This window comes from Micromonospora sp. NPDC050980 (assembly GCF_040653835.1).
Lineage (GTDB): Bacteria > Actinomycetota > Actinomycetes > Mycobacteriales > Micromonosporaceae > Micromonospora.
Map to the genome: position 1 here is coordinate 224,783 of NZ_JBFAGS010000005.1, position 17,270 is coordinate 242,052.

Annotated in this window: 18 protein-coding genes and 2 pseudogenes; 6 read left to right on the forward strand and 14 right to left on the reverse strand. The window is 75.3% G+C overall.

Annotation, left to right across the window (positions count from 1 at the left end; genetic code table 11):
* Positions 1-24: 24 nt before the first annotated feature.
* Positions 25-336, reverse strand: coding sequence for a hypothetical protein (locus tag AB0H28_RS11210; RefSeq protein ID WP_358037125.1), 312 nt, complete (start codon positions 334-336; stop codon positions 25-27).
* Positions 337-519: 183 nt separating this feature from the next.
* Between AB0H28_RS11210 and AB0H28_RS11215 the strand changes: the two genes are divergently transcribed.
* On the forward strand, positions 520-1,491 hold the full coding sequence (locus tag AB0H28_RS11215) for a DUF2267 domain-containing protein (protein ID WP_358037128.1): 972 nt from the start codon (positions 520-522) through the stop codon (positions 1,489-1,491).
* An 86-nt stretch (positions 1,492-1,577) separates the two neighbouring features.
* Positions 1,578-2,363, forward strand: a complete 786-nt coding sequence (locus AB0H28_RS11220) for a fused MFS/spermidine synthase (protein ID WP_358037131.1) — start codon at positions 1,578-1,580, stop codon at positions 2,361-2,363.
* A 160-nt stretch (positions 2,364-2,523) separates the two neighbouring features.
* Here AB0H28_RS11220 and AB0H28_RS11225 read toward each other — a convergent pair whose 3' ends face one another.
* Both AB0H28_RS11225 and AB0H28_RS11230 read right to left on the reverse strand, forming a co-directional pair.
* Entirely contained in the window at positions 2,524-3,822 is a 1,299-nt protein-coding gene (locus tag AB0H28_RS11225) for an NAD(P)/FAD-dependent oxidoreductase (protein ID WP_358037134.1), read from the reverse strand.
* A 105-nt stretch (positions 3,823-3,927) separates the two neighbouring features.
* Positions 3,928-4,455 (reverse strand): GNAT family protein, encoded by a 528-nt coding sequence (locus AB0H28_RS11230; protein ID WP_358037137.1) that lies wholly within the window; start codon positions 4,453-4,455, stop codon positions 3,928-3,930.
* Positions 4,456-4,734: 279 nt separating this feature from the next.
* On the opposite strand from AB0H28_RS11230, the gene AB0H28_RS11235 reads away from it, so the two are divergent.
* Complete coding sequence (locus AB0H28_RS11235; RefSeq protein WP_358037423.1) at positions 4,735-6,396, forward strand: glycosyltransferase family 2 protein; 1,662 nt, start codon at positions 4,735-4,737, stop codon at positions 6,394-6,396.
* A 17-nt stretch (positions 6,397-6,413) separates the two neighbouring features.
* Here the strand turns inward: AB0H28_RS11235 and AB0H28_RS11240 are convergent, their stop codons facing one another.
* The 4 genes and pseudogenes from AB0H28_RS11240 to AB0H28_RS11255 all read right to left on the reverse strand — a co-directional run bounded on the left by AB0H28_RS11240 (position 6,414) and on the right by AB0H28_RS11255 (position 9,226).
* Entirely contained in the window at positions 6,414-6,707 is a 294-nt protein-coding gene (locus AB0H28_RS11240; protein WP_358037140.1) for a DUF6510 family protein, read from the reverse strand.
* A 17-nt stretch (positions 6,708-6,724) separates the two neighbouring features.
* A pseudogene (locus AB0H28_RS11245) lies at positions 6,725-7,482 on the reverse strand (ferredoxin reductase).
* Position 7,483: 1 nt separating this feature from the next.
* Complete coding sequence (locus tag AB0H28_RS11250) at positions 7,484-8,083, reverse strand: sulfite oxidase-like oxidoreductase (protein WP_358037142.1); 600 nt, start codon at positions 8,081-8,083, stop codon at positions 7,484-7,486.
* A 96-nt stretch (positions 8,084-8,179) separates the two neighbouring features.
* A complete protein-coding gene (locus AB0H28_RS11255; RefSeq protein ID WP_358037145.1) occupies positions 8,180-9,226 on the reverse strand; it encodes a TerC/Alx family metal homeostasis membrane protein in 1,047 nt (348 codons plus the stop codon).
* A gap of 244 nt (positions 9,227-9,470) precedes the next feature.
* On the opposite strand from AB0H28_RS11255, the gene AB0H28_RS11260 reads away from it, so the two are divergent.
* The gene (locus tag AB0H28_RS11260; RefSeq protein WP_358037148.1) at positions 9,471-10,628 is read left to right on the forward strand and encodes a CaiB/BaiF CoA-transferase family protein; all 1,158 of its coding nucleotides are present in this window, start codon (positions 9,471-9,473) and stop codon (positions 10,626-10,628) included.
* 36 nt (positions 10,629-10,664) lie between these two features.
* Here the strand turns inward: AB0H28_RS11260 and AB0H28_RS11265 are convergent, their stop codons facing one another.
* The gene (locus tag AB0H28_RS11265; RefSeq protein WP_358037151.1) at positions 10,665-11,072 is read right to left on the reverse strand and encodes a DUF2267 domain-containing protein; all 408 of its coding nucleotides are present in this window, start codon (positions 11,070-11,072) and stop codon (positions 10,665-10,667) included.
* Between the two features lie 143 nt (positions 11,073-11,215).
* Here AB0H28_RS11265 and AB0H28_RS11270 point away from each other — a divergent pair, with 143 nt between their 5' ends.
* Positions 11,216-11,485, forward strand: coding sequence for a DUF2795 domain-containing protein (locus tag AB0H28_RS11270; protein WP_358037154.1), 270 nt, complete (start codon positions 11,216-11,218; stop codon positions 11,483-11,485).
* Positions 11,486-11,773: 288 nt separating this feature from the next.
* On the opposite strand, the gene AB0H28_RS11275 is transcribed toward AB0H28_RS11270, so the two are convergent.
* The 3 genes from AB0H28_RS11275 to AB0H28_RS11285 are packed head-to-tail and all read right to left on the reverse strand — an operon-like array spanning position 11,774 to position 13,975.
* Complete coding sequence (locus tag AB0H28_RS11275; protein WP_358037157.1) at positions 11,774-12,745, reverse strand: pirin family protein; 972 nt, start codon at positions 12,743-12,745, stop codon at positions 11,774-11,776.
* Positions 12,746-12,761: 16 nt separating this feature from the next.
* The gene (locus AB0H28_RS11280) at positions 12,762-13,598 is read right to left on the reverse strand and encodes a hypothetical protein (protein ID WP_358037160.1); all 837 of its coding nucleotides are present in this window, start codon (positions 13,596-13,598) and stop codon (positions 12,762-12,764) included.
* A 56-nt stretch (positions 13,599-13,654) separates the two neighbouring features.
* Complete coding sequence (locus AB0H28_RS11285; protein WP_358037426.1) at positions 13,655-13,975, reverse strand: MazG-like family protein; 321 nt, start codon at positions 13,973-13,975, stop codon at positions 13,655-13,657.
* A 171-nt stretch (positions 13,976-14,146) separates the two neighbouring features.
* Between AB0H28_RS11285 and AB0H28_RS11290 the strand changes: the two genes are divergently transcribed.
* Positions 14,147-15,535, forward strand: coding sequence for a hypothetical protein (locus tag AB0H28_RS11290; RefSeq protein WP_358037163.1), 1,389 nt, complete (start codon positions 14,147-14,149; stop codon positions 15,533-15,535).
* Here the strand turns inward: AB0H28_RS11290 and AB0H28_RS11295 are convergent.
* From AB0H28_RS11295 to AB0H28_RS11305, 3 genes and pseudogenes are all read right to left on the reverse strand, one after another.
* Complete coding sequence (locus tag AB0H28_RS11295; RefSeq protein ID WP_358037166.1) at positions 15,532-15,672, reverse strand: hypothetical protein; 141 nt, start codon at positions 15,670-15,672, stop codon at positions 15,532-15,534. The genes AB0H28_RS11290 and AB0H28_RS11295 overlap by 4 nt on opposite strands.
* Positions 15,659-15,739: pseudogene (locus AB0H28_RS11300) on the reverse strand (DedA family protein); the annotation flags it as partial. The gene AB0H28_RS11295 and the pseudogene AB0H28_RS11300, both read right to left, overlap by 14 nt.
* A gap of 47 nt (positions 15,740-15,786) precedes the next feature.
* The gene (locus AB0H28_RS11305; protein ID WP_358037168.1) at positions 15,787-17,259 is read right to left on the reverse strand and encodes a protein kinase; all 1,473 of its coding nucleotides are present in this window, start codon (positions 17,257-17,259) and stop codon (positions 15,787-15,789) included.
* Positions 17,260-17,270: the final 11 nt, after the last annotated feature.

The window sequence follows — 17,270 nt, forward strand, 5'->3', positions numbered from 1 at the left end:
GGGGCCGGGGGCCGGGAGGAGGGCTCAGGCGGCCGGCACGGCCAACCGGTTCGGCCCGCGGTCGCGCGCGCGTGCCGCCAGCGGCGGTTCGGCGTCCGCCGGCACGCCGGAGTCGGGCGTCTGGAACAGGTAGCGGACGAAGTCCGCGTCCGCGTCGTCGTCCGCGCCGGGCCACTGACCGACGCAGTCGACGCCGACCACTTCACGCCCGCCGCCGTCGTGCTCCTCCAGCAGCGCCCACAGGGTCACCGGGTAGCACCGGGTGGCGTCCGGGCCGAGGCGCCAGCGGGCGTACCAGCCGGGACGAGCGGGGACGATCTCCACGATCCGTTTCATGACGACCTGCCCTTCCGCGTGCGTCGGACGTTGTCCGGTCCCGCCGATCCTGCGGCACCGGCGGGTGAGCGCCCCTCACCCGCAGCGAGTGAAGCGCGTCGTCGCGCGGTCGCCGTTAGCTTCCCGGCAGCGCCGGGAACCCGACCGCCGCAAGCGCCACCGACCAGGAACGAGGTGCGGAAGATGCGCAAGCAGATGGAGGGCGACAACCAGCGTCGCCGGGCCCTCGCCCGACAAGCCCGGGAGCAGGGCCGGCAGCCGAGCCAGACCGGCGCCAGCCTGAGCGCGTCCAAGCAGGTCACCTCGCTGGACCGGCACGACAGGTCCGGCCCGCCGCCGGCCGGCCGGCACAAGCCGGACAGCACGCGCGGCGGCCCCGCGCCCCCGGCGGTCGGGGTGGCGCAGCGCCCGCGCCCGCTGCCCGACCCGGGCCCGGACGCGGCGGTCCCGATCGGATACCGGGATCTCGTGGACGCCGTGAGCCGGCGGGCCGGCGTCGACTTCGCCGAGGCGAAGGTCGCGGCGGAAGCCACCGTGCTCGCCCTGGCCCGGGCGCTCGACGAGGCCGAGCGGGAGCGGCTGCTCGACGCGGTGCCGGTGAAGCTGCACGACGTGGTGCCGGTGGACGGCATCCAACGGCGGCAGGACCTGCCGGGCTTCCTGGCCGAGGTGGGGCGGCGCAGCCGGCTCACCCCGGAACAGGCGCGCTACCAGGCCGAGGCGACCCTGGCCGCGTTGGCCGACGCCGACGCCGAACTGGTCGGCTCGCTGCGCGTACCCGACGGGTTGCGGGACCTGCTCGCACCGGCCGACTACGGCGGCGGCCTGGTGGGCGCGTCCTCGGCCACCGCGCCGCTGACCGAGTCGGAGCTGCGGGACGCGCTGGCCGGCTTGCCCTACTGGTCCAGCGACCGGCGGTCGTTGGTGCGCACCATCGAGTTGCCCGGCGGCAACCTGGACCGGGTGCTGGACCGGCTGGACCGGCTGCGGGGCGAGGGCGGGCGCGGCCCGCAGATCGGCCGGCCGGACCCGGACAACGCGGTGCTGACCGTCCGGACCCAGCAGGTCGACGGCGTGACCGCCGCGGACGTGGACATGGCGCACCGGGTCGACGCCGCCGTCGACGAGGCCGGCGCCGGCATGGCCGCCGGCTGACGGTGCAAGGAGGGGCCCCCGCTCAACGCCTCCGGTATGGGCGGGGCCCCCGCTTAACACCCGACCGGCCCGGTAGCGTGCCGAAGGTGGAGCGCGACACCGAGGTCCTGGAGATCGTCGTGGACCCGGCCCGGCCCACCGGCCGCACGCTGCTGGCCGACGGCGTGGAACAGTCCTACGTGGACGTGACCGACGCGCGCCACCTGCACTTCGAGTACGTGCGGCGGATCGCCGCCGTGATCGACGTGGCCGCCCCGCCCGGCCGGCCGCTGACCGCCCTGCACCTGGGCGGCGGCGCGCTCACCCTGCCGCGCTGGCTGGCCGCCACCCGTCCCGGTTCGGCGCAGCGGGTCGTCGAGCGTGATCCCGGCGTGGTCGAACTGGTCCGCCGGTGGCTGCCGCCGGTGCCGCCGGAGGTGGCGATCGCGATCGGTGACGCCCGCGACGCGGTCACCGAGGCGGCGGCCGGGACGTACGACGTGGTGGTGGGCGACGTCTTCCGGGCGGCCCGGATGCCCGCGCACGTGGCCGCCGTGGAGTTCGCCGCGCAGGTGGCCCGGGTGCTCCGCCCGGACGGCGTATACCTGGTCAACCTCACCGACCTGCCGCCGCTGGCCCACACCCGGGCGCAGGTGGCCACGCTGCGCGCGGTCTTCGCCGACGTCTGCCTGGTCACCGACCGGCGGATGCTGCGCGCCCGGCGGTACGGCAACGTGGTGCTCGCCGGCGCGCTCCGCCCGGGGCGGTTGCCGATGCGCCGCCTCGCCGCCCGGGCCGCCGCCGACCCGGTGCCCGGGATCGTGCTGCACGGGGCGACGCTCGACGGCTTCGCCGCCGACGCCTGCCCGGTCACCGACGCCGACCTGGCCTAGCCGGCGCGTCCGACCGGGTGGGCCGCCCGAGCCGGCCCGTCCGGGGGTCGAACGAGCCGGCCCGAGCCCGGGTTCTTCGCCCGGCAGGGCGGGTAGCCGCACCGGATGAGCGTCGGTCCACCGCCCGCCGGCGGCGGACCGGCCGACCGGGACCGAGCGGTCAGGGCCGGCGGACCAGCTCCGGCGACTCGCTCTCCAGCGGCACCGCGTTGGCCGGGACGAGGCCGAGTTGTACCGCGGGGCGGGGCAGCGTCGCGTCGAGCGCCCAGTCCGCGGCGACGCGCGGCCGGTTGCCCGGCATGGCCAGCAGGTGGTAACCCCTGGTGACCGCCTTGGCCGGCAACCCGGACAGCGGCACGTGCAGCGGGTTGGCCGCCGCGTCCTTTCCGCCCAGGTCCACCACCCAGCCCAGGTCGTGGTGCTGGTACGACTTGCGGGCCCCCTGGCCGTACGAGGCGGCGATGTTGTGCGCGGCCAGCTTGCCCTGCCGTTGGGCGTGCTGCGCGGTCATCGCGCACGCCTGCCCGGGGCGGGTCGGGTCGGGGACGGCGGCGGCGTCGCCGCAGGCGAACACCTCGGGATAGCCGGGCACGTTGAGGTACTCGTCGACCACCAGCCGGCCCTTCTCGGTGCGCAGCCCCAACTCGGCCACGAACGGGTCGGGACGCACCCCGACGCACCAGATCAGGCTGCACGTGGGAACGTACTCGCCGTCGGTGAGCATCACCCCGTCCGGGGTGGCCTCGCCGACCGAGGTGCCCATCCGCACGTCGACGCCGCGGCGGCGCAGCACCCGGTCGGCGGTGACGGACATCCGCCGGTCCAGTTCGGGCAGGACGCGAGGGGCGACGTCCAGCAGCATCCAGCGGGGCCGGACCGTCAGGTGCGGGCGTTGGGCCAGCAGCCGGTCGGTGAAGAGCTGCCCGTGCGCGGCGACCTCGGTGCCGGTGTAGCCGGCGCCGACCACCACGAACGTGGTGCGGGCCCGCTGCTCGGCCGGGTCGTCGGTCAGCTCGGCCAGCTCGACCTGCCGGACCACGTGGTCGTGCAGGTAGAGCGCCTCGGGCAGGCCCCGGAAGCCGTGCGCGTACTCGGTCACGCCGGGGATGGGCAGCAGCTTGTTGACGCTGCCGACGGAGAGGATCAGCCGGTCGTACGCGAGCTGGCCGTGGTCGCCCTCGGCGGAGCGGTAGCCGACCCATCGGTTCTGCAGGTCCACCCGGTCCGCCTCGCCGACCACCACCCGCACGCCGTCGAGGGTGCCGGCGAGCGGCACCGAGATCCGGGTCGGCTCGACCACGCCGGCCGCCACCTCGGGCAGCAGCGGCAGGTAGAGGAAGTAGTCGGTCGTGTTCAGCAGGACGATCTCGGCCCGGCCGCGGGCCAGCCGGCGCAACGTCTTGGCCGCGTGGTACCCGGCGAACCCGGCGCCCACGATCACCACACGTGGTTTCGTCATGTCTGCTGCCGTTCCCGACCAGACCTGCGACAAACGTCCCGGCAACACCCTTTCCCGCCAGGACGATCCGGTACGCGGCAGCAGGCACCGCCGACTACGGCACCGTCAGGGCGTCGGCGGAGCGATGATCGCCCAGCGCTCGTGGTCCCGCCACGCGCCGTCCACGAACAGGTAGTCCGGGGAGAAACCCTCCAGCCGGAAACCGAGGCCACGAGCGAGCCTTCTCGACGGCTCGTTGCCCGGCTGGATGTTCGCCTCCAACCGGTGCAGCCCGAGCGCGCCGAACGCGTACGCGATCACCAGCCGCACGCCCGCCGAGGCGTGACCGGTCCCCGCGTACGGGCGGAACGCGGCGTACCCGAGGTAGCCGCCGCGCAGCGCGCCGAGCACGATGCCGCCGATGTTCGCGTACCCGGCGATCTCGCCGCTGGCCCGGTCGCAGAACAGGAACCCGGAGGTGTCCTGTCGCCGGATCCGGCGCAGGTACGCCGCGTACCCCTCGGTGTCGTCCGGCGCGGGCAGCCACGGGTGGTGCAGGCCCCGGCTGCGCCGGGCGGCGGCCACGAACTCCACCTCGTCGACGGCCCGGGGACGGCGTATCGCGACGCGCCCGTCACTGCCCAGATACCTCACGGTGCACCACTCTCACCCATCCCCCGCCGCCCACCCCACCCGGCCCCCTACCTCCCACCTCTGTCGCCGATCATGAAGTTGACCGACGGGAAAAGCGTCTCCACCACCGCACACACCGGGCCCGGTCGGGTGTCCAACGGCCGCCTTCCGGTCACCTCGGTGTCATGTCGGCGTCGTCACCCGGACCCTTCGCCCCACCACGCTGGGTCGCGCCGGACCAGCCGGACGACCGACGGAGGACCAGCAGTGACAGCCGAGGAGGCGACGGACCGCCCACCGGTGACCGTCCCCGATGTGAGCGTGATCGTGCCGGTCTACAACACCCTGCGCTACCTGCGGTCCTGCCTCGACTCGCTGCTGCGGCAGACCATCGGCGCGGACCGGATGGAGATCGTGGCGGTGGACGACGGGTCGACCGACGGCAGCGGTCGCCTGCTGGACCGGCTGGCCGCCCGGCACCCTCAGACGCTGCGGGTGGTGCACCAACCCAACTCGGGCGGCCCGGCCGCGCCCTGCAACCGCGGCCTGGACCTGGCGACCGGCCGGTACGTCTTCTTCCTCGGCTCGGACGACCGGCTCGGCCCCGAGGCGCTGGAACGGCTGGTCGCCGCCGCCGACCGGTACGGTTCCGACGTGGTGCTCGGCAAGGTCGTCGGTGTCAACGGCCGGCACGTCTTCTCCGACGTGTTCGCCGCCGGCAACGCCGTCGACGTGAGCCTGTTCGACTCGGCGCTGCCCTGGTCGCTGGCGAACACCAAGCTGTTCCGCCGGGAGCTGGTCGACCGGCTCGGGTTGCGGTTCCCGGAGGACATGCCGGTGCTCAGCGACCAGCCGTTCACGTTGGCCGCCTGCTACCACGCCCGCCGGGTCACCGCGCTCGCCGACTACGACTACTACCACGCGGTACGACGGCTGGACGCCCGCAACATCACCTACCACAGCCGGGTCGAGCAACGCCTGGTCAGTGTGGAACGGCTGTTCGCGTTCGTGGACGGGCTGATCCCGGCCGGCCCCCGCCGGGACGCGGTGCTGTGCCGCCACGTCGGGCTGGAACTGGCCAACCTCGTCGGCGACGACTTCCGCCGCCTCGACCGCGCCGCGCAGCAGCGGGTGCACGCGACCGTCCGCCGGCTGGTCGAGCGGTACGTCACCGACGGGCTGCGGGAGCGGCTCGACATCGAGGCCCGGCTGCGCCTGGGCGCGGTGACCGCCGGCGGTGTCGACGAGTTGCTGGCCGTCATCGACCAGGACACCCGCCGGGGCGTACCGGCCACGGTGGTCGAGGCCGGCCGCTGGCATGCCGGCTACCCCGGCGCCCCGGCACCGTGGACCGACGTCACCGACGTACGCGCCGACTGGCTGGCGCGACTGGACACCATCGACGTGAGCTGGGTCGACGGGCAGACCGTCACGGTGACCGCGCGCAGCCCGTACCCCCGGTTCGCCGCGGAGGCGGGACCGGTGCGGCTGGTGGCCGGCCCGGTCGCCGGCGCCACCCGGCTCGACGCCACCGACCCGACCGGACGGACCGTGCGCACCGACTTCCCGGTCGACCGGCTCCTCGCCGCCAGCGCGGCCAGCGGCCAACGCCATCCGGTCCGGGCCGAGGTGGACGGCGACCAGGGCCGGGGCCGGGCACCGGTCCGCGCGCCGGGGCTCGCCGCCGGCCGGCCCCGGCTGCTGCGGCACGGTGCCCGGCTGTACGGGGTGGCCGCGACCGTCGACCCGCGCAACGGCCAACTCGTGCTGTCCGTGGTGCCGGTGACCGTCGATCAGCTCGTCGGCCGGCTCCGCCGCCGCCTCTCCCGCGGGGCCCGCCCGACGCCGCTGCGGACACCGCCGCACGGCGCCGCGACGCCGGTGGGCACCGCGCCGCGACGCGCGGGCCACCACGCCGAGCCGGCCCCGGCGCCGGTCGGGCAGTTGACCGCCACGCCCTGAGCGGGGCGCGGGCCCGGTCAGCGCGACGGGCGAAGGCCCGGGTCCATCGGCACGGGGACCTGGAGGTACGTGGTGCCGCGCAGGTCCAGCCAGGCCCGCTCGGGCGCACGGACCAGGCGCACCATCACCCCGGTGCACACCGGGCACCGCCCGACCAGGCCCGGGGCGTGCGAGTAGACGCGCAGACCGGCCATCGGACCGGTCATGCCACAGTTGTCGCAGCGCCCGGTGGTGGCGCTGAGGTCGACCGCGAGGAGCTCGCGCAGCGGCCCGTCGAGCATGTTGCCGTCCAGGTAGGTCATGTCGGTCATGCGCCCTCCTCGGGTGGTCAGCCGGACGGCCCGAACCGCTCGGTCCGCACCCGCCGGGTCGGGTGGCCCAACCCCACGAGCAGGTCGGCCACGGTTTCCACGAACCCGGTGGGGCCGCAGACGTAGCACAGCGGTTGCAGGTCCGGCGGCCAGCCGTGGCTGTTCACGTCCGCCAGCCCGATCCGGTGCGGTTCACCCCGCCAGCCGTCCGGTGCCTGCCGGTGTAGACGTAGGCGACGTCCAGGCCCCGGTCGTCGCGGGCCCGGCGGCGCAGCTCGTCGGCGTAGATCACGTCGTCCGGGGTCCGCACCGAGTAGATCAGCCGGAACGGGGTCCGGCTGCCGGCGGCCCGGCGGGCCCGGACCATGGCCATCAGCGGCACCACCCCGGAGCCGCCGGCCACCAGCAGCACCGGCGCGGTCTCGTCGGCGCGCCAGACGAACCAGCCGCCGACCGGGCCGCGGACCTCCACCGGGTCGCCCTCGGCCCAGGTGTCGACGAGGTACGGCGACACCTCGCCGTCCGGCACCCGCTGCACGGTCACCTCGATCCGCTCGCCGTCGGCCGGACCGGCCAGCGAGTAGGACCGGGCCGCCTGGTAGCCGTCCGGGGCGGTCAACCGCAGATCGACGTGCTGCCCGGGCAGGTGGCCCGGCCAGCTCGGCACGTCCAGCAGCAGCGTCTGCGCGGTCGGCGTCTCGATCCGTCGCTCGACCAGCCGGGCCACCCGCCAGGTCAACGGCGCCACCCGGCCACCGCTGGTCGGTGCGGTCACCTCAGTCGCCCTGGTAGCGCTGCTCGCGCCACGGGTCACCGTAGTCGTGGTAGCCGGCCGTCTCCCAGAACCCCGGCCGGTCGTCGACGAGCAACCGGATGCCGCGTACCCACTTGGCGGACTTCCACAGGTAGAGGTGCGGCACGAGCAGCCGGGCCGGGCCGCCGTGCTCGGCCGGCAGCGGGCTCCCGTCGTACGTGTGCACCACCCAGGCCCGCCCGCCGCGCAGGTCGTCCAGGGGCAGGTTGGTGGTGTAGCCGCCGTAGGAGTGGGCCAGCGCGTACCGGGCGTCGGTGTCCACGGCGTCGAGCAGCGTGTCCACCGAGACGCCCTGCCAGGTGGTGCCGAGTTTGGACCAGCGGGTGACGCAGTGCAGGTCGACCGTGGGGGTGTCCTGCGGCAGGCTCATCAGCTCGTCGAAGGACCAGCGGTGTTCCGTGCCCGACTCGCTGGTCAGCACGAACTCCCAGGTGTCCGGCGGAACCCGGGGCGTCGGACCGGCGGAGAGCACCGGGAAGTCCTCGGTGAGGTACTGCCCCGGCGGCAGGTCGGGCGCGGACGCACGGGGCCGGCCCTGGAAGCCCGGCGACACGATTCCCACCCGTCAGTCCTACCACCCTCGAGTGCGCCCGCACACCGCTTCCGGGTGCACGGCGGGGCCCCGCTTGACAGCCGGGTGTCGAGCGGGGCCCCGCCTCTACCGAAAGCCTTGACCGGGGCCCCCGCCTTGCACCTCGTGCACGACGGTGCGGTCGCCGTCGCCGCTGTCCCGGGTCGCCTTCAGGCTGGTGAGGGTGACGACTACCAGGACGCCGACGATCACGCCGAGCGAGGCGAGCGTCGGGATCTCCGGCACGCCGGACCAGATGCCGTGCGCCCAGTGCAGGCCGAGCTTGACCCCGATGAACGCCAGGATGACGGCCAGGCCGTAGCTGAGGTGCACCAGCCGGCTCAGCGCCGCGTGCAGTACGAAGTAGAGCGCCCGCAGGCCGAGCAGCGCGAACGCGTTGGTGGCGAACACCAGGTACGGGTCCTCGGTGATGCCGTAGACGGCGGGCACCGAGTCGACCGCGAAGACGATGTCGGTGGCCAGCACCGCGACCACGACCAGCGCGAACGGGGTGAGGGCGCGGCGGCCGTGCTGCCGGATGGTCATCCGGGTGCCGTGGTATTCCTCGACCACCGGCATGACCCTGCGCAGCAGCTTCACCGACCGCATCTTGTTGATGTCGACCTCCTGCTCGTGCCCGGAGAGGGCGTCGCGCAGCAGCTTGACCGCGGTGGCGATCAGAATGATCGCGAAGAGCAGGAAGGCGAAGTCGAGCGTCTGGAGGGCGGCGGCGCCGAGCGCGATGAAGATCGCGCGCAGCACCAGCGCGCCGGCGATGCCGTAGAGCAGCACCCGTTGGGCCAGCGCGGCGGGCACCGCGAACGCCGCCAGCAGGAGCATGAAGACGAAGAGGTTGTCCACCGAGAGCGACTTCTCGACCAGGTAACCGGTGAGGTACTCGATGCCCTGCTGGCCACCCCAGCGGGACCAGATCCAGGCGCCGAAGGCGAGCGGCAGGGCGATGTAGAACGCCGACCAGCCGAGCGCCTCCCGGATGGAGACCTCGTGCGGCTTGCGGGTGACCAGGAAGTCCAGCACCAGCAGGGCGAGCACGCCGCCGATCGTCACCGCCCACAGCGTGGGCGTGCCGATCGACGACAGCTCACCCGCGGACAGGTAGGACGCTTCGGTCATGGGGCCTCCTCGAACACCGTGTCATGTTCGAGGTCTCCTTCACCCACGGATCGTGGGCAACCACCCGAGGCTCGCCACCGGGGGCTCGCCGTACTGACCGGAATGGTTCGTGGGAAGTACTCCCCTCGCGAGGTCAAGGCTAGGCCAACCTGGGCCGGACGCCAAGTCGCACCACCGATGCTTGCCCTGGTCAACCGCTGTGCGCGGGGGCGGGGCGTGGCGCCGGCGGGCCCCGGACCCTAGGGTGACGCGGGTGACCAACTCCGGACCGCTGACCGGCGTACGGGTGATCGAGCTGGCCGGTATCGGCCCCGGGCCGTTCGCCGCGATGATGCTGGCCGACCTGGGCGCGGACGTGGTGCGGGTCGACCGGGTGGGCGGCGGCGGCTTCGGCGCCTTCCCCGGCGACCTGGTGAACCGCAACCGTCGCTCGGTGGCGCTGGACCTCAAGCACCCGGACGGGCGGGAACTGGTGCGGTCGCTGGTGGCCGATGCCGACGCCCTCGTCGAGGGCTTCCGCCCGGGCGTGGCCGAGCGGCTCGGCCTGGGCCCGCGGGAGTGCCTCGCCGCCAACCCCCGCCTGGTGTACGGCCGGATGACCGGCTGGGGTCAGGTCGGGCCGCTCGCCCGAACGGCCGGCCACGACATCGACTACCTGGCGCTGACCGGCGCGCTGCACGGGGTGGGTCGCGCCGGTGAGCGTCCGGTGCCCCCGATGAACCTGCTCGGCGACTTCGGCGGCGGCGGCATGATGCTGGCCCTGGGCCTGGTCGCGGCGCTGCACGCGGTGCGCGGCGGTGCGCCCGGCCAGGTCGTCGACGCGGCCATCGTGGACGGGGTGTCGGTGCTGGCCACCCAGATCCACGCGCTGCGCGGCCTCGGCCTCTGGCAGGACGCCCGCGGGGTGAACCTGCTCGACGGCGGTGCGCCGTTCTACGACACCTACGAGTGCGCCGACGGGCGGTACGTGGCGGTCGGCGCGTTGGAGCCGCAGTTCTACGCCGAACTGGTCCGGCACACCGGCTTCCCGCTGGACGGCGACGAGGCCCCCGACCGGGACGACCCGGCGAACTGGCCGGCGTTGCGGGCCGCCTGGGCCCGGCTGTTCCGCACCCGGACCCGAGACGAGTGGGCGGAGCTGCTGGCCGGCACGGACGCCTGCGTGGCGCCGGTGCTCGACTGGGCCGAGGCGCCCCGGCATCCGCACCTGGCCGCGCGGGACGTCTTCGTCGCGCCGGAGGGGGTGACCCAGCCGGCCCCGGCGCCGCGCTTCTCGGCCACGCCGACCGCGGTGCGCCGCCCGCCGCCGCGGCCGGGTGAGCACACCGACGAGGTGCTGGCGGAGGTGGGCGTGGACGCGACGCGGATCGCCGCGCTGCGCGCCGCCGGCACGATCGGCTGAGCCGACCCGGCGCCACCGCCACGGACGCCGCCGGCGTCAGCGCCGTCGGGTGGCGGCCGGCGCGAGGGCCGGCTCCACCATGTCCCGGTAGTCGCGGGGCAACTGCACGACCACGTCGGAGAACTCACCCCCGCTGATCGCCTCGCGCAGCGTGGCGAACACCGCCCGGATCGCGGCCCGGGCGGTGTTCTCGTCGCTGTCGGCCCGACAGGCCACCCGGGCGACGAACTCGGCCGCCCCGAACCGTTCGGCCGCCTCGGTGTGCGGGCGCGGGCTGAGCATCGCCCACAACGGCCTGGGCAGTTGCGCGGCGAGATCCAGCACCTCGCCGCCGGTCAGCCGTTCGGCGAGCGTCTCCAGCGTGGCGGCGACGAGCGTCGCGGTCCGGTCGCCGGCGGTGCCGGTGAGCCGGGCGACCCGCGCGGTGAACGTGTGGTGGTCCATCGGTGCTACCCCCTTCGGTGCGCGCAGGGCGGCTACCCGTCCCGGTGCGTCGGAAACAGTGGGAGATCACGGGCGTGAGCCGCCGCGCGACGGGTAACCGCCGCGCGGTCACGAACCGACGACTGGCGCGAGGAGCCCGACCCATGGCGAGTTATTCGGACGTCCTTGACTACCTGTCCGCGCTGGACTATCCGGCGGGGAAGGACGACGTCATCCGGGAGGCCGAACGGGAGGGCGCGCCGCCGGACGTGTTGCGGGCGTTGCGCGCGTTGCCGCCGGTGGACTACGCCAACGGCGTCGAGGTGGCCCGGTCCGCCGGGATCGACGCGGCGCCCGAGGTGGACCGGTCGCGGCGGGCGGCGCAGGCCCGCGACGACCACTCGCGCGTCTCGCAGCACCTGCGCGGCATCTGAGCCCTCCGACGATGCCCGGTCGCCCGTGCGGCCGGGCTCGACGCTGCCGGCCGGGCTCGACGTCGTGCGCTGGCGGGCCTTCGACAGGCGGGCGCCCCGGGTCGCGAACCGCGACCTGGGGCGCCACGCAGCACCTGTTCCTGACGGTGCGCGCCCGAACCGGGTCGCGATCACCAGGTGGTGGATGTTCGCCCGAACCGGGCGGGCATCACTGCCACGATCATCATAGGGCGTGACATCAGCCGAACGGATGATATTCGGAAAAGTGTGTCGGGCGGCACGCCGCCCTCAGCCGCGTACGCCGCCGCTGCGGTCGCGAGCCTTGAGCCGGGTGGTGGGCAGCGCGGGCGCGGGCAGCGGGGGCGCCGCGTCGTCGGCGACCGTGCCGAACCGGCGACCGGCCACCCAGTCCTCGCGGGCGGCGGCGACCTCCTCGTGCGAGCGGCCGACGAAGTTCCACCACATCACCAGCGGCTCCTCGAACGGCGCGCCGCCGAGCAGCAGCAGCCGGCTGCCGGGCGCCGCGCGCAGGGTCGACGCCGTACGGCCGGCGCCCAGGTAGAGCAGCGCGCCGGGGGCGAGCGCCACCCCGCCGACGTCGGCCGAGCCGGACATCGCCAGCAGCCCGTACTCGAAGTCGGGGCAGAGCGGCAGCGTGGCCGGCGCCGACCCACGGGCCTCGAACTGCGCCCCCAGCAGCGGAGTGTGCGCGACGGCGGGTGAGCGTCGCCCGCCGAACTCCCCGACCAGCAGCGTCAGGTCCCAGTCGCCGTCGCGCCAGCGGGGCAGCTCGGCGTGGTGGGCGAAGTCGGGGTCGCCGGCCCGGGCCGGGTCGGGCAGCGCCACCCAGAGCTGCACGCCGTGCATCAGCGGCGGGTGGACCAGCGGCGAGCGCTCGGAGTGGGCGATGCCCCGCCCGGAGGTCATCACGTTGAGCTGACCGGGGCGGATCGGCTGCACGTTGCCGAGGCTGTCGCGGTGCAGGATCTCGCCGTCGAGCAACCAGGTGACCGTCTGCAACCCGGTGTGCGGGTGCGGCGGCACCTCCATGCCGGGCCGCTGCGCCACGTCGTCCGGGCCGAAATGGTCGACGAAGCACCACGCGCCGACCATCCGCCGCTGCCGTTGCGGCAACAGCCGGCGCACCGTGGTGTAACGGCCGAGCGGGACGTCGTGGCCGGGCAGCAGCACGCTGGGCGGGTCGGTGGGGCCGACGCCGGGTGGGAGCGTCTGCGCGGGCAACGATTCGGTGCGGTCCACCGGCCGAACTGTACGCTCAGTCCGCGGTGACGCTGACCGCGTTCGCGCCGGCCACCAGGTCGAGGTAGAGCCGGTCGGCGGCCCGGTCCCAACCCGGCGAGCCGAGCACGGCACCGGCGGCGATCCCGACGCGGCGCTCGTCGTACACCGTCACCGAGCCGGCCCCGGAGGCCACCCGCACCCGGACCGGCGGGCCACCGGGCACCGAGACGGTCAACTCGCTGACCCCGCCGGTCATCCGCACGGTGAGCGCGCCGTCGAGCGGGGGCAACCACAGCTCGGTACGCGACGCACCGCCGACCAGCTCGACGCCGGCGAGCCGGGCCGCGCCCAGGTCCAGGCGCTGTTCCCGGACGCCGCCGGCCAGGCGCAGCCACCAGGTCAGCCGCGAGTTGAGCATCACCTCGACGGTCGCCGGCCCGGGGCGCCCGCTCGCCTCGACCCGCAGCCGGACCCGGTCGCCGGCCACCGTCGGGCGCGGCGTCACACCCGCGTCGTCCGGGACGCCGATCCGGTACAGGTCGTCGCCGAGGTCGGCGACCCGCAGGGTGAAGCTGGTCAGGCCGCCGAGCAGCTCGAAGTCCGCCCGCCGCCGGTCGCCGCGGGGGGCGGTCAGCGCCTTGGTGGCGGCGACCTCGGCGCCGCCCACGCCACCCGAGCCGCTGGCGTCGCCGGCCGGCGCGGACGGCGGCCCACCGGCGAAGACCACGCCGAGACGGGCCGGGTCGGAGAGGGTGACCGCGACCGCCACCGCGCCGAGCGCCACCACCAGCACGGCCGCCCCGGACAGCAGCCGGGCGGTGGCGGACCAGCGGGTGTCGGGCAGGTCGACGTCGTCCCCGGATGCCGTCATGGTCGTCCCCTCTCGCCGGTCCCCACCGGGTCATACGTCTGCGTTTCCGCGACGGTTCATTCCCCCGGCGGGGCGGCGTCGGCGAGGCGGGCCCGCACCTCGGCGACGCAGTCGGCGAGCACGGCGTGCGCGTCGAGGCCGAGACTCTCGATCGCGACCAGGGCGGTGAACGCCACGTCGGCCAGCTCGGCGGCCACCTCGGCCCGGGTGTGCGTCACGCCCTTGCGCGGGTTCTGCCCGAGCGCGCCGATCCACGCCGCGGCCACCTCACCGGTCTCCTCGCCGAGCTTGAGGATCCGGCAGGTCAGCTCCGTGTCGTCGGTGCCGTTGGCGGCGTCCAACCAGGCGCGGGCGTCCCGGGCCGCGGTCCAGATCATGTCGTCCACCGGGCAAGTGAACCGGACGGCGACGACGGTCCGGATCCGGGGGCGCGGCGGATCCGCGGGCCGGCCGGGGTGACCGGTCGGTCAGTGATTGACAGGCCTCGACCTCCGGCCTAGGTTCAGGTGCCTACCGGCCGGTAGGCACCCGTCCCCCGGGGAGCAGCGATGCAGACCTCACCCACCCGCCGGCTGCTCGCCGCCGGCGCCGCCCTCGTGCTCGCGCTCGGCCTGGCCGACGCCACACCCGCCGCCGCCACCGGCCGGGACGACGGCGGCCGGCCGCTGCCCGGCTACACCATCGTCAACCCGCCGCTGCCGCCGCTGGTCGTCGACGGCGCCGCCACCACCGTCCGGCAGGGCGTGCACGCGCACGCCGGCTACGTCGTCGAGATCCCCGCGAAGTGGAACGGCGACCTGGTGATGTGGGCGCACGGCTACCGCGGTCAGGGCACCGAACTCTCCCCCGAACCGCCCGCGTTCGACCTGCGGCAACGCCTGCTGGCCCAGGGGTACGCCTGGGCGTCCTCCTCGTACGACCGCAACGGCTACGACATCCGCTCCGGGGTGCTGGGCACCCGGGCCCTCGCCGACCTGTTCGCCCGCACCGTGCGGCGACCGCACCGGGTGCTCATCGCCGGCGTCTCCATGGGCGGGCACGTCATCGGCCGCTCGCTGGAGCAGTACCCCGGCTACTACGCCGGCGCGCTGCCGATGTGCGGGGTGCTCGGCGACCAAGAACTGTTCGACTACTTCCTCGACTACAACCTCGTCGCGCAGGCGCTCACCGGGATACGCGCCTACCCGCCGCCGACCGACTACCTGACCGACGCGGTACCCCGCATCCAGGTCGCGACCGGGCTCGCCGGTCTCACCCCCACCGGCCCGGACACCACGAACGCGCTCGGCAAGCAACTGCGCGCGGTCACCGTGGAGCGCTCCGGCGGCCCCCGCCCGGGCGCGGACGCCGCGTTCGCGGTGTGGAAGGACTTCCTGTTCGGCATCGCGACCACCGACGGCGGTGACTCGCCCGCCCAGCGTCCCGGTCAGCTCGCCACCAACATGTTCACCCGCTACGCCCCGAACCAGCCGGTGAACCTGAACGCCACCGTGCAGCGCGTCGCCCCGGAGAACCTGCGGCAGCGGCTCTCCCCCGGCCTGACCGAGGTGCCCCGGATCGCCGGGCGACCCACCGTGCCGGTGCTCAGCCTGCACGACCTCGGGGACCTGTTCGTCCCGTTCAGCATGGAACAGGCGTACGCCCGGGACGTGGCGTGGCACGGCCGCTCCCGGCTGCTGGTGCAGCGAGCGGTGCGGGCCGCGCAGCACTGCGAGTTCAGCCCGGCCGAGGCCGGCGCCGCCTGGGACGACCTGACCCGCTGGGTCCGCACCGGCAGGCGCCCGGCCGGCGACCCGGTCACCGACCGGCGAGCGGTGGGGGCGGCGGACTTCGGTTGCCGGTTCAGCGACCCGGCCGCGTGGACCGCCGGCACCGGCACCCGCCGCCTCTACCCCCCGTGTCAGTCCTCGTCGGCGGCGGACCAGCCGTCCCGCTAGCCGGTGCCCGGCCGGGGCGGGGTGTCCGGCGTCGCGGCGGCCCGGCGGGGCCGGCGCACCCGGCGGATCACGAACCAGCCCACCCCGGCCACCACCGCCACGACGACCACGTTCTGCAACGTGCGTGCGGTCCACATCCGCCAGCTTGACCAGCGGCAGCCGTGCGGCCAGGGCGCGCATCCGGTCCCGCCCGAGCGCCGGCCCCGGTAGCGGGGACGGTACCGGGTGCGGCGTGCAGGAGTGGGTAGCGCTCAGTCCTCGTCGCGGGCGGCGCCGCGCAGCCGGTCGTAGCCGTCGAGCAGCGTGCGCAGCGTGGCGGCAGTGGCGGCGTCGAGCTTGTCGTCGTCCGCCGCGTCCTCGATCCGCTCGTGCAGGTCCTCGATCCGCTTGGCGCGGTCCTTGAGCTTCCCGCGGTCCAGCTCGGCCGCCTTCTTCCGCAGGTCGTCGGCGGTCTTGCGGTCGACCAGCCGGGCCGACTCGGCCCGGTCGAGCACGTCGGTGAAGCGGACGGCGAGCTGACGCGCGGTCACCGGCTCCGGTGCTGGCGTCGCCGGCGCGACGCGGGTCGACGGACGGGCGGCGCCGCTCCGGCCGCCGGCCGGCCCGGCGGCCGGGGCGGCGGCGGTCGGGGCGGCGGCGGTCGGGGCGGCAGCCGGGGGCCGGCCGGATCGGCCGTCGAACACCAACGCCCCGACCAGCGCGAACAGCAGCACGACGGCGCCCGCGACCAGCACGACGGCCAGCCGGTTCGGTGGGACCTCCGGGCGGGCCGGCGGGACGGCCCGGGTCGACGGCACGGTGCGACCCGGCGGCGGGGGCCGCTCGACCAGCGTCGGCGGGTGGGACGCCGGGGCCACCGTGGGCAGGATCGCGGTCGGCGGGTCCACCGGTCGCCCCGCGCCGAGCCGGTCGGCCAGCTCGGCGGCGGTGGGGCGGCGGGACGGATCCACCGCCAGGCAGGCCCTTACCAGCTCGGCGACGTCGGCGGGCAGCCCGGGCACCCGAAGCGGCGGCACCGGTGGCCGCCGGTCGCGCAGCTCGATAACGTCGTCCCAGGTCCGCACCGGCAACGGGGGACGGCCGGTGAGGCTGCGGTAGAGCAGCACACCCAGCGCGTACACGTCGCCGGCCGGGTGGGTGGGGCCGGGATCGAGCCGTTCCGGGGCGAAGTAGGCCGGGGTGCCGGCCAGCGGTTCACCGGCCGGCCCGGCCGCCGGGTGCCGCGGGCCGACCGGTGCGGCGATGCCGAAGTCGAGCACCTTCGCGCCGGTCTCGGTGAGCATGACGTTTGCCGGCTTGACGTCGCGGTGCACCACCCCGATCCGGTGCGCGGCGGCCAGCGCGGCGGCGACCTCGCCGGCCGTGCGGACCGCCTCCGGCCAGGGCAGCGGACCGCCGGCCAGCCGGTCGGCCAGCGTCTGGCCCGGCACCAGCTCCATCACCAGATACGGCGTCACCACGCCGCCGGGCAGCGTCGCCTCGCCGTAGTCGTACACCTGGGTCACGTGCGGGTGGGTGAGCCGCGCCGCCGCGCGGGCCTCGCGCTGGATGGTGACGCGCAGGTGCGGGTCGGCGGCGAGCCGGCCGGCGAGCGCCTTGACCGCGACCGGGCGGTGCAGCACCTCGTCGTCGGCGCGCCACACCTCGGACATGCCGCCGAGCCCGATGCGTTCGCGCAGGACGTACCGGTCGTGCAGCCGAAGGGCGGGCGTGAACGGCGACATGATGCCCCCAG

What these genes read in the sequence shown, in the direction of transcription:
- AB0H28_RS11210 (WP_358037125.1), bottom strand. Translation starts at nt 336, where the DNA reads ATGAAACGGATCGTGGAGATCGTCCCCGCTCGTCCCGGCTGGTACGCC.
- AB0H28_RS11215 (WP_358037128.1), top strand. Translation starts at nt 520, where the DNA reads ATGCGCAAGCAGATGGAGGGCGACAACCAGCGTCGCCGGGCCCTCGCC.
- AB0H28_RS11225 (WP_358037134.1), bottom strand. Translation starts at nt 3,822, where the DNA reads ATGACGAAACCACGTGTGGTGATCGTGGGCGCCGGGTTCGCCGGGTAC.
- AB0H28_RS11240 (WP_358037140.1), bottom strand. Translation starts at nt 6,707, where the DNA reads ATGACCGACATGACCTACCTGGACGGCAACATGCTCGACGGGCCGCTG.
- AB0H28_RS11255 (WP_358037145.1), bottom strand. Translation starts at nt 9,226, where the DNA reads ATGACCGAAGCGTCCTACCTGTCCGCGGGTGAGCTGTCGTCGATCGGC.
- AB0H28_RS11265 (WP_358037151.1), bottom strand. Translation starts at nt 11,072, where the DNA reads ATGGACCACCACACGTTCACCGCGCGGGTCGCCCGGCTCACCGGCACC.
- AB0H28_RS11270 (WP_358037154.1), top strand. Translation starts at nt 11,216, where the DNA reads ATGGCGAGTTATTCGGACGTCCTTGACTACCTGTCCGCGCTGGACTAT.
- AB0H28_RS11280 (WP_358037160.1), bottom strand. Translation starts at nt 13,598, where the DNA reads ATGACGGCATCCGGGGACGACGTCGACCTGCCCGACACCCGCTGGTCC.
- AB0H28_RS11285 (WP_358037426.1), bottom strand. Translation starts at nt 13,975, where the DNA reads ATGATCTGGACCGCGGCCCGGGACGCCCGCGCCTGGTTGGACGCCGCC.
- AB0H28_RS11290 (WP_358037163.1), top strand. Translation starts at nt 14,147, where the DNA reads ATGCAGACCTCACCCACCCGCCGGCTGCTCGCCGCCGGCGCCGCCCTC.
- AB0H28_RS11295 (WP_358037166.1), bottom strand. Translation starts at nt 15,672, where the DNA reads ATGTGGACCGCACGCACGTTGCAGAACGTGGTCGTCGTGGCGGTGGTG.
- AB0H28_RS11305 (WP_358037168.1), bottom strand. Translation starts at nt 17,259, where the DNA reads ATGTCGCCGTTCACGCCCGCCCTTCGGCTGCACGACCGGTACGTCCTG.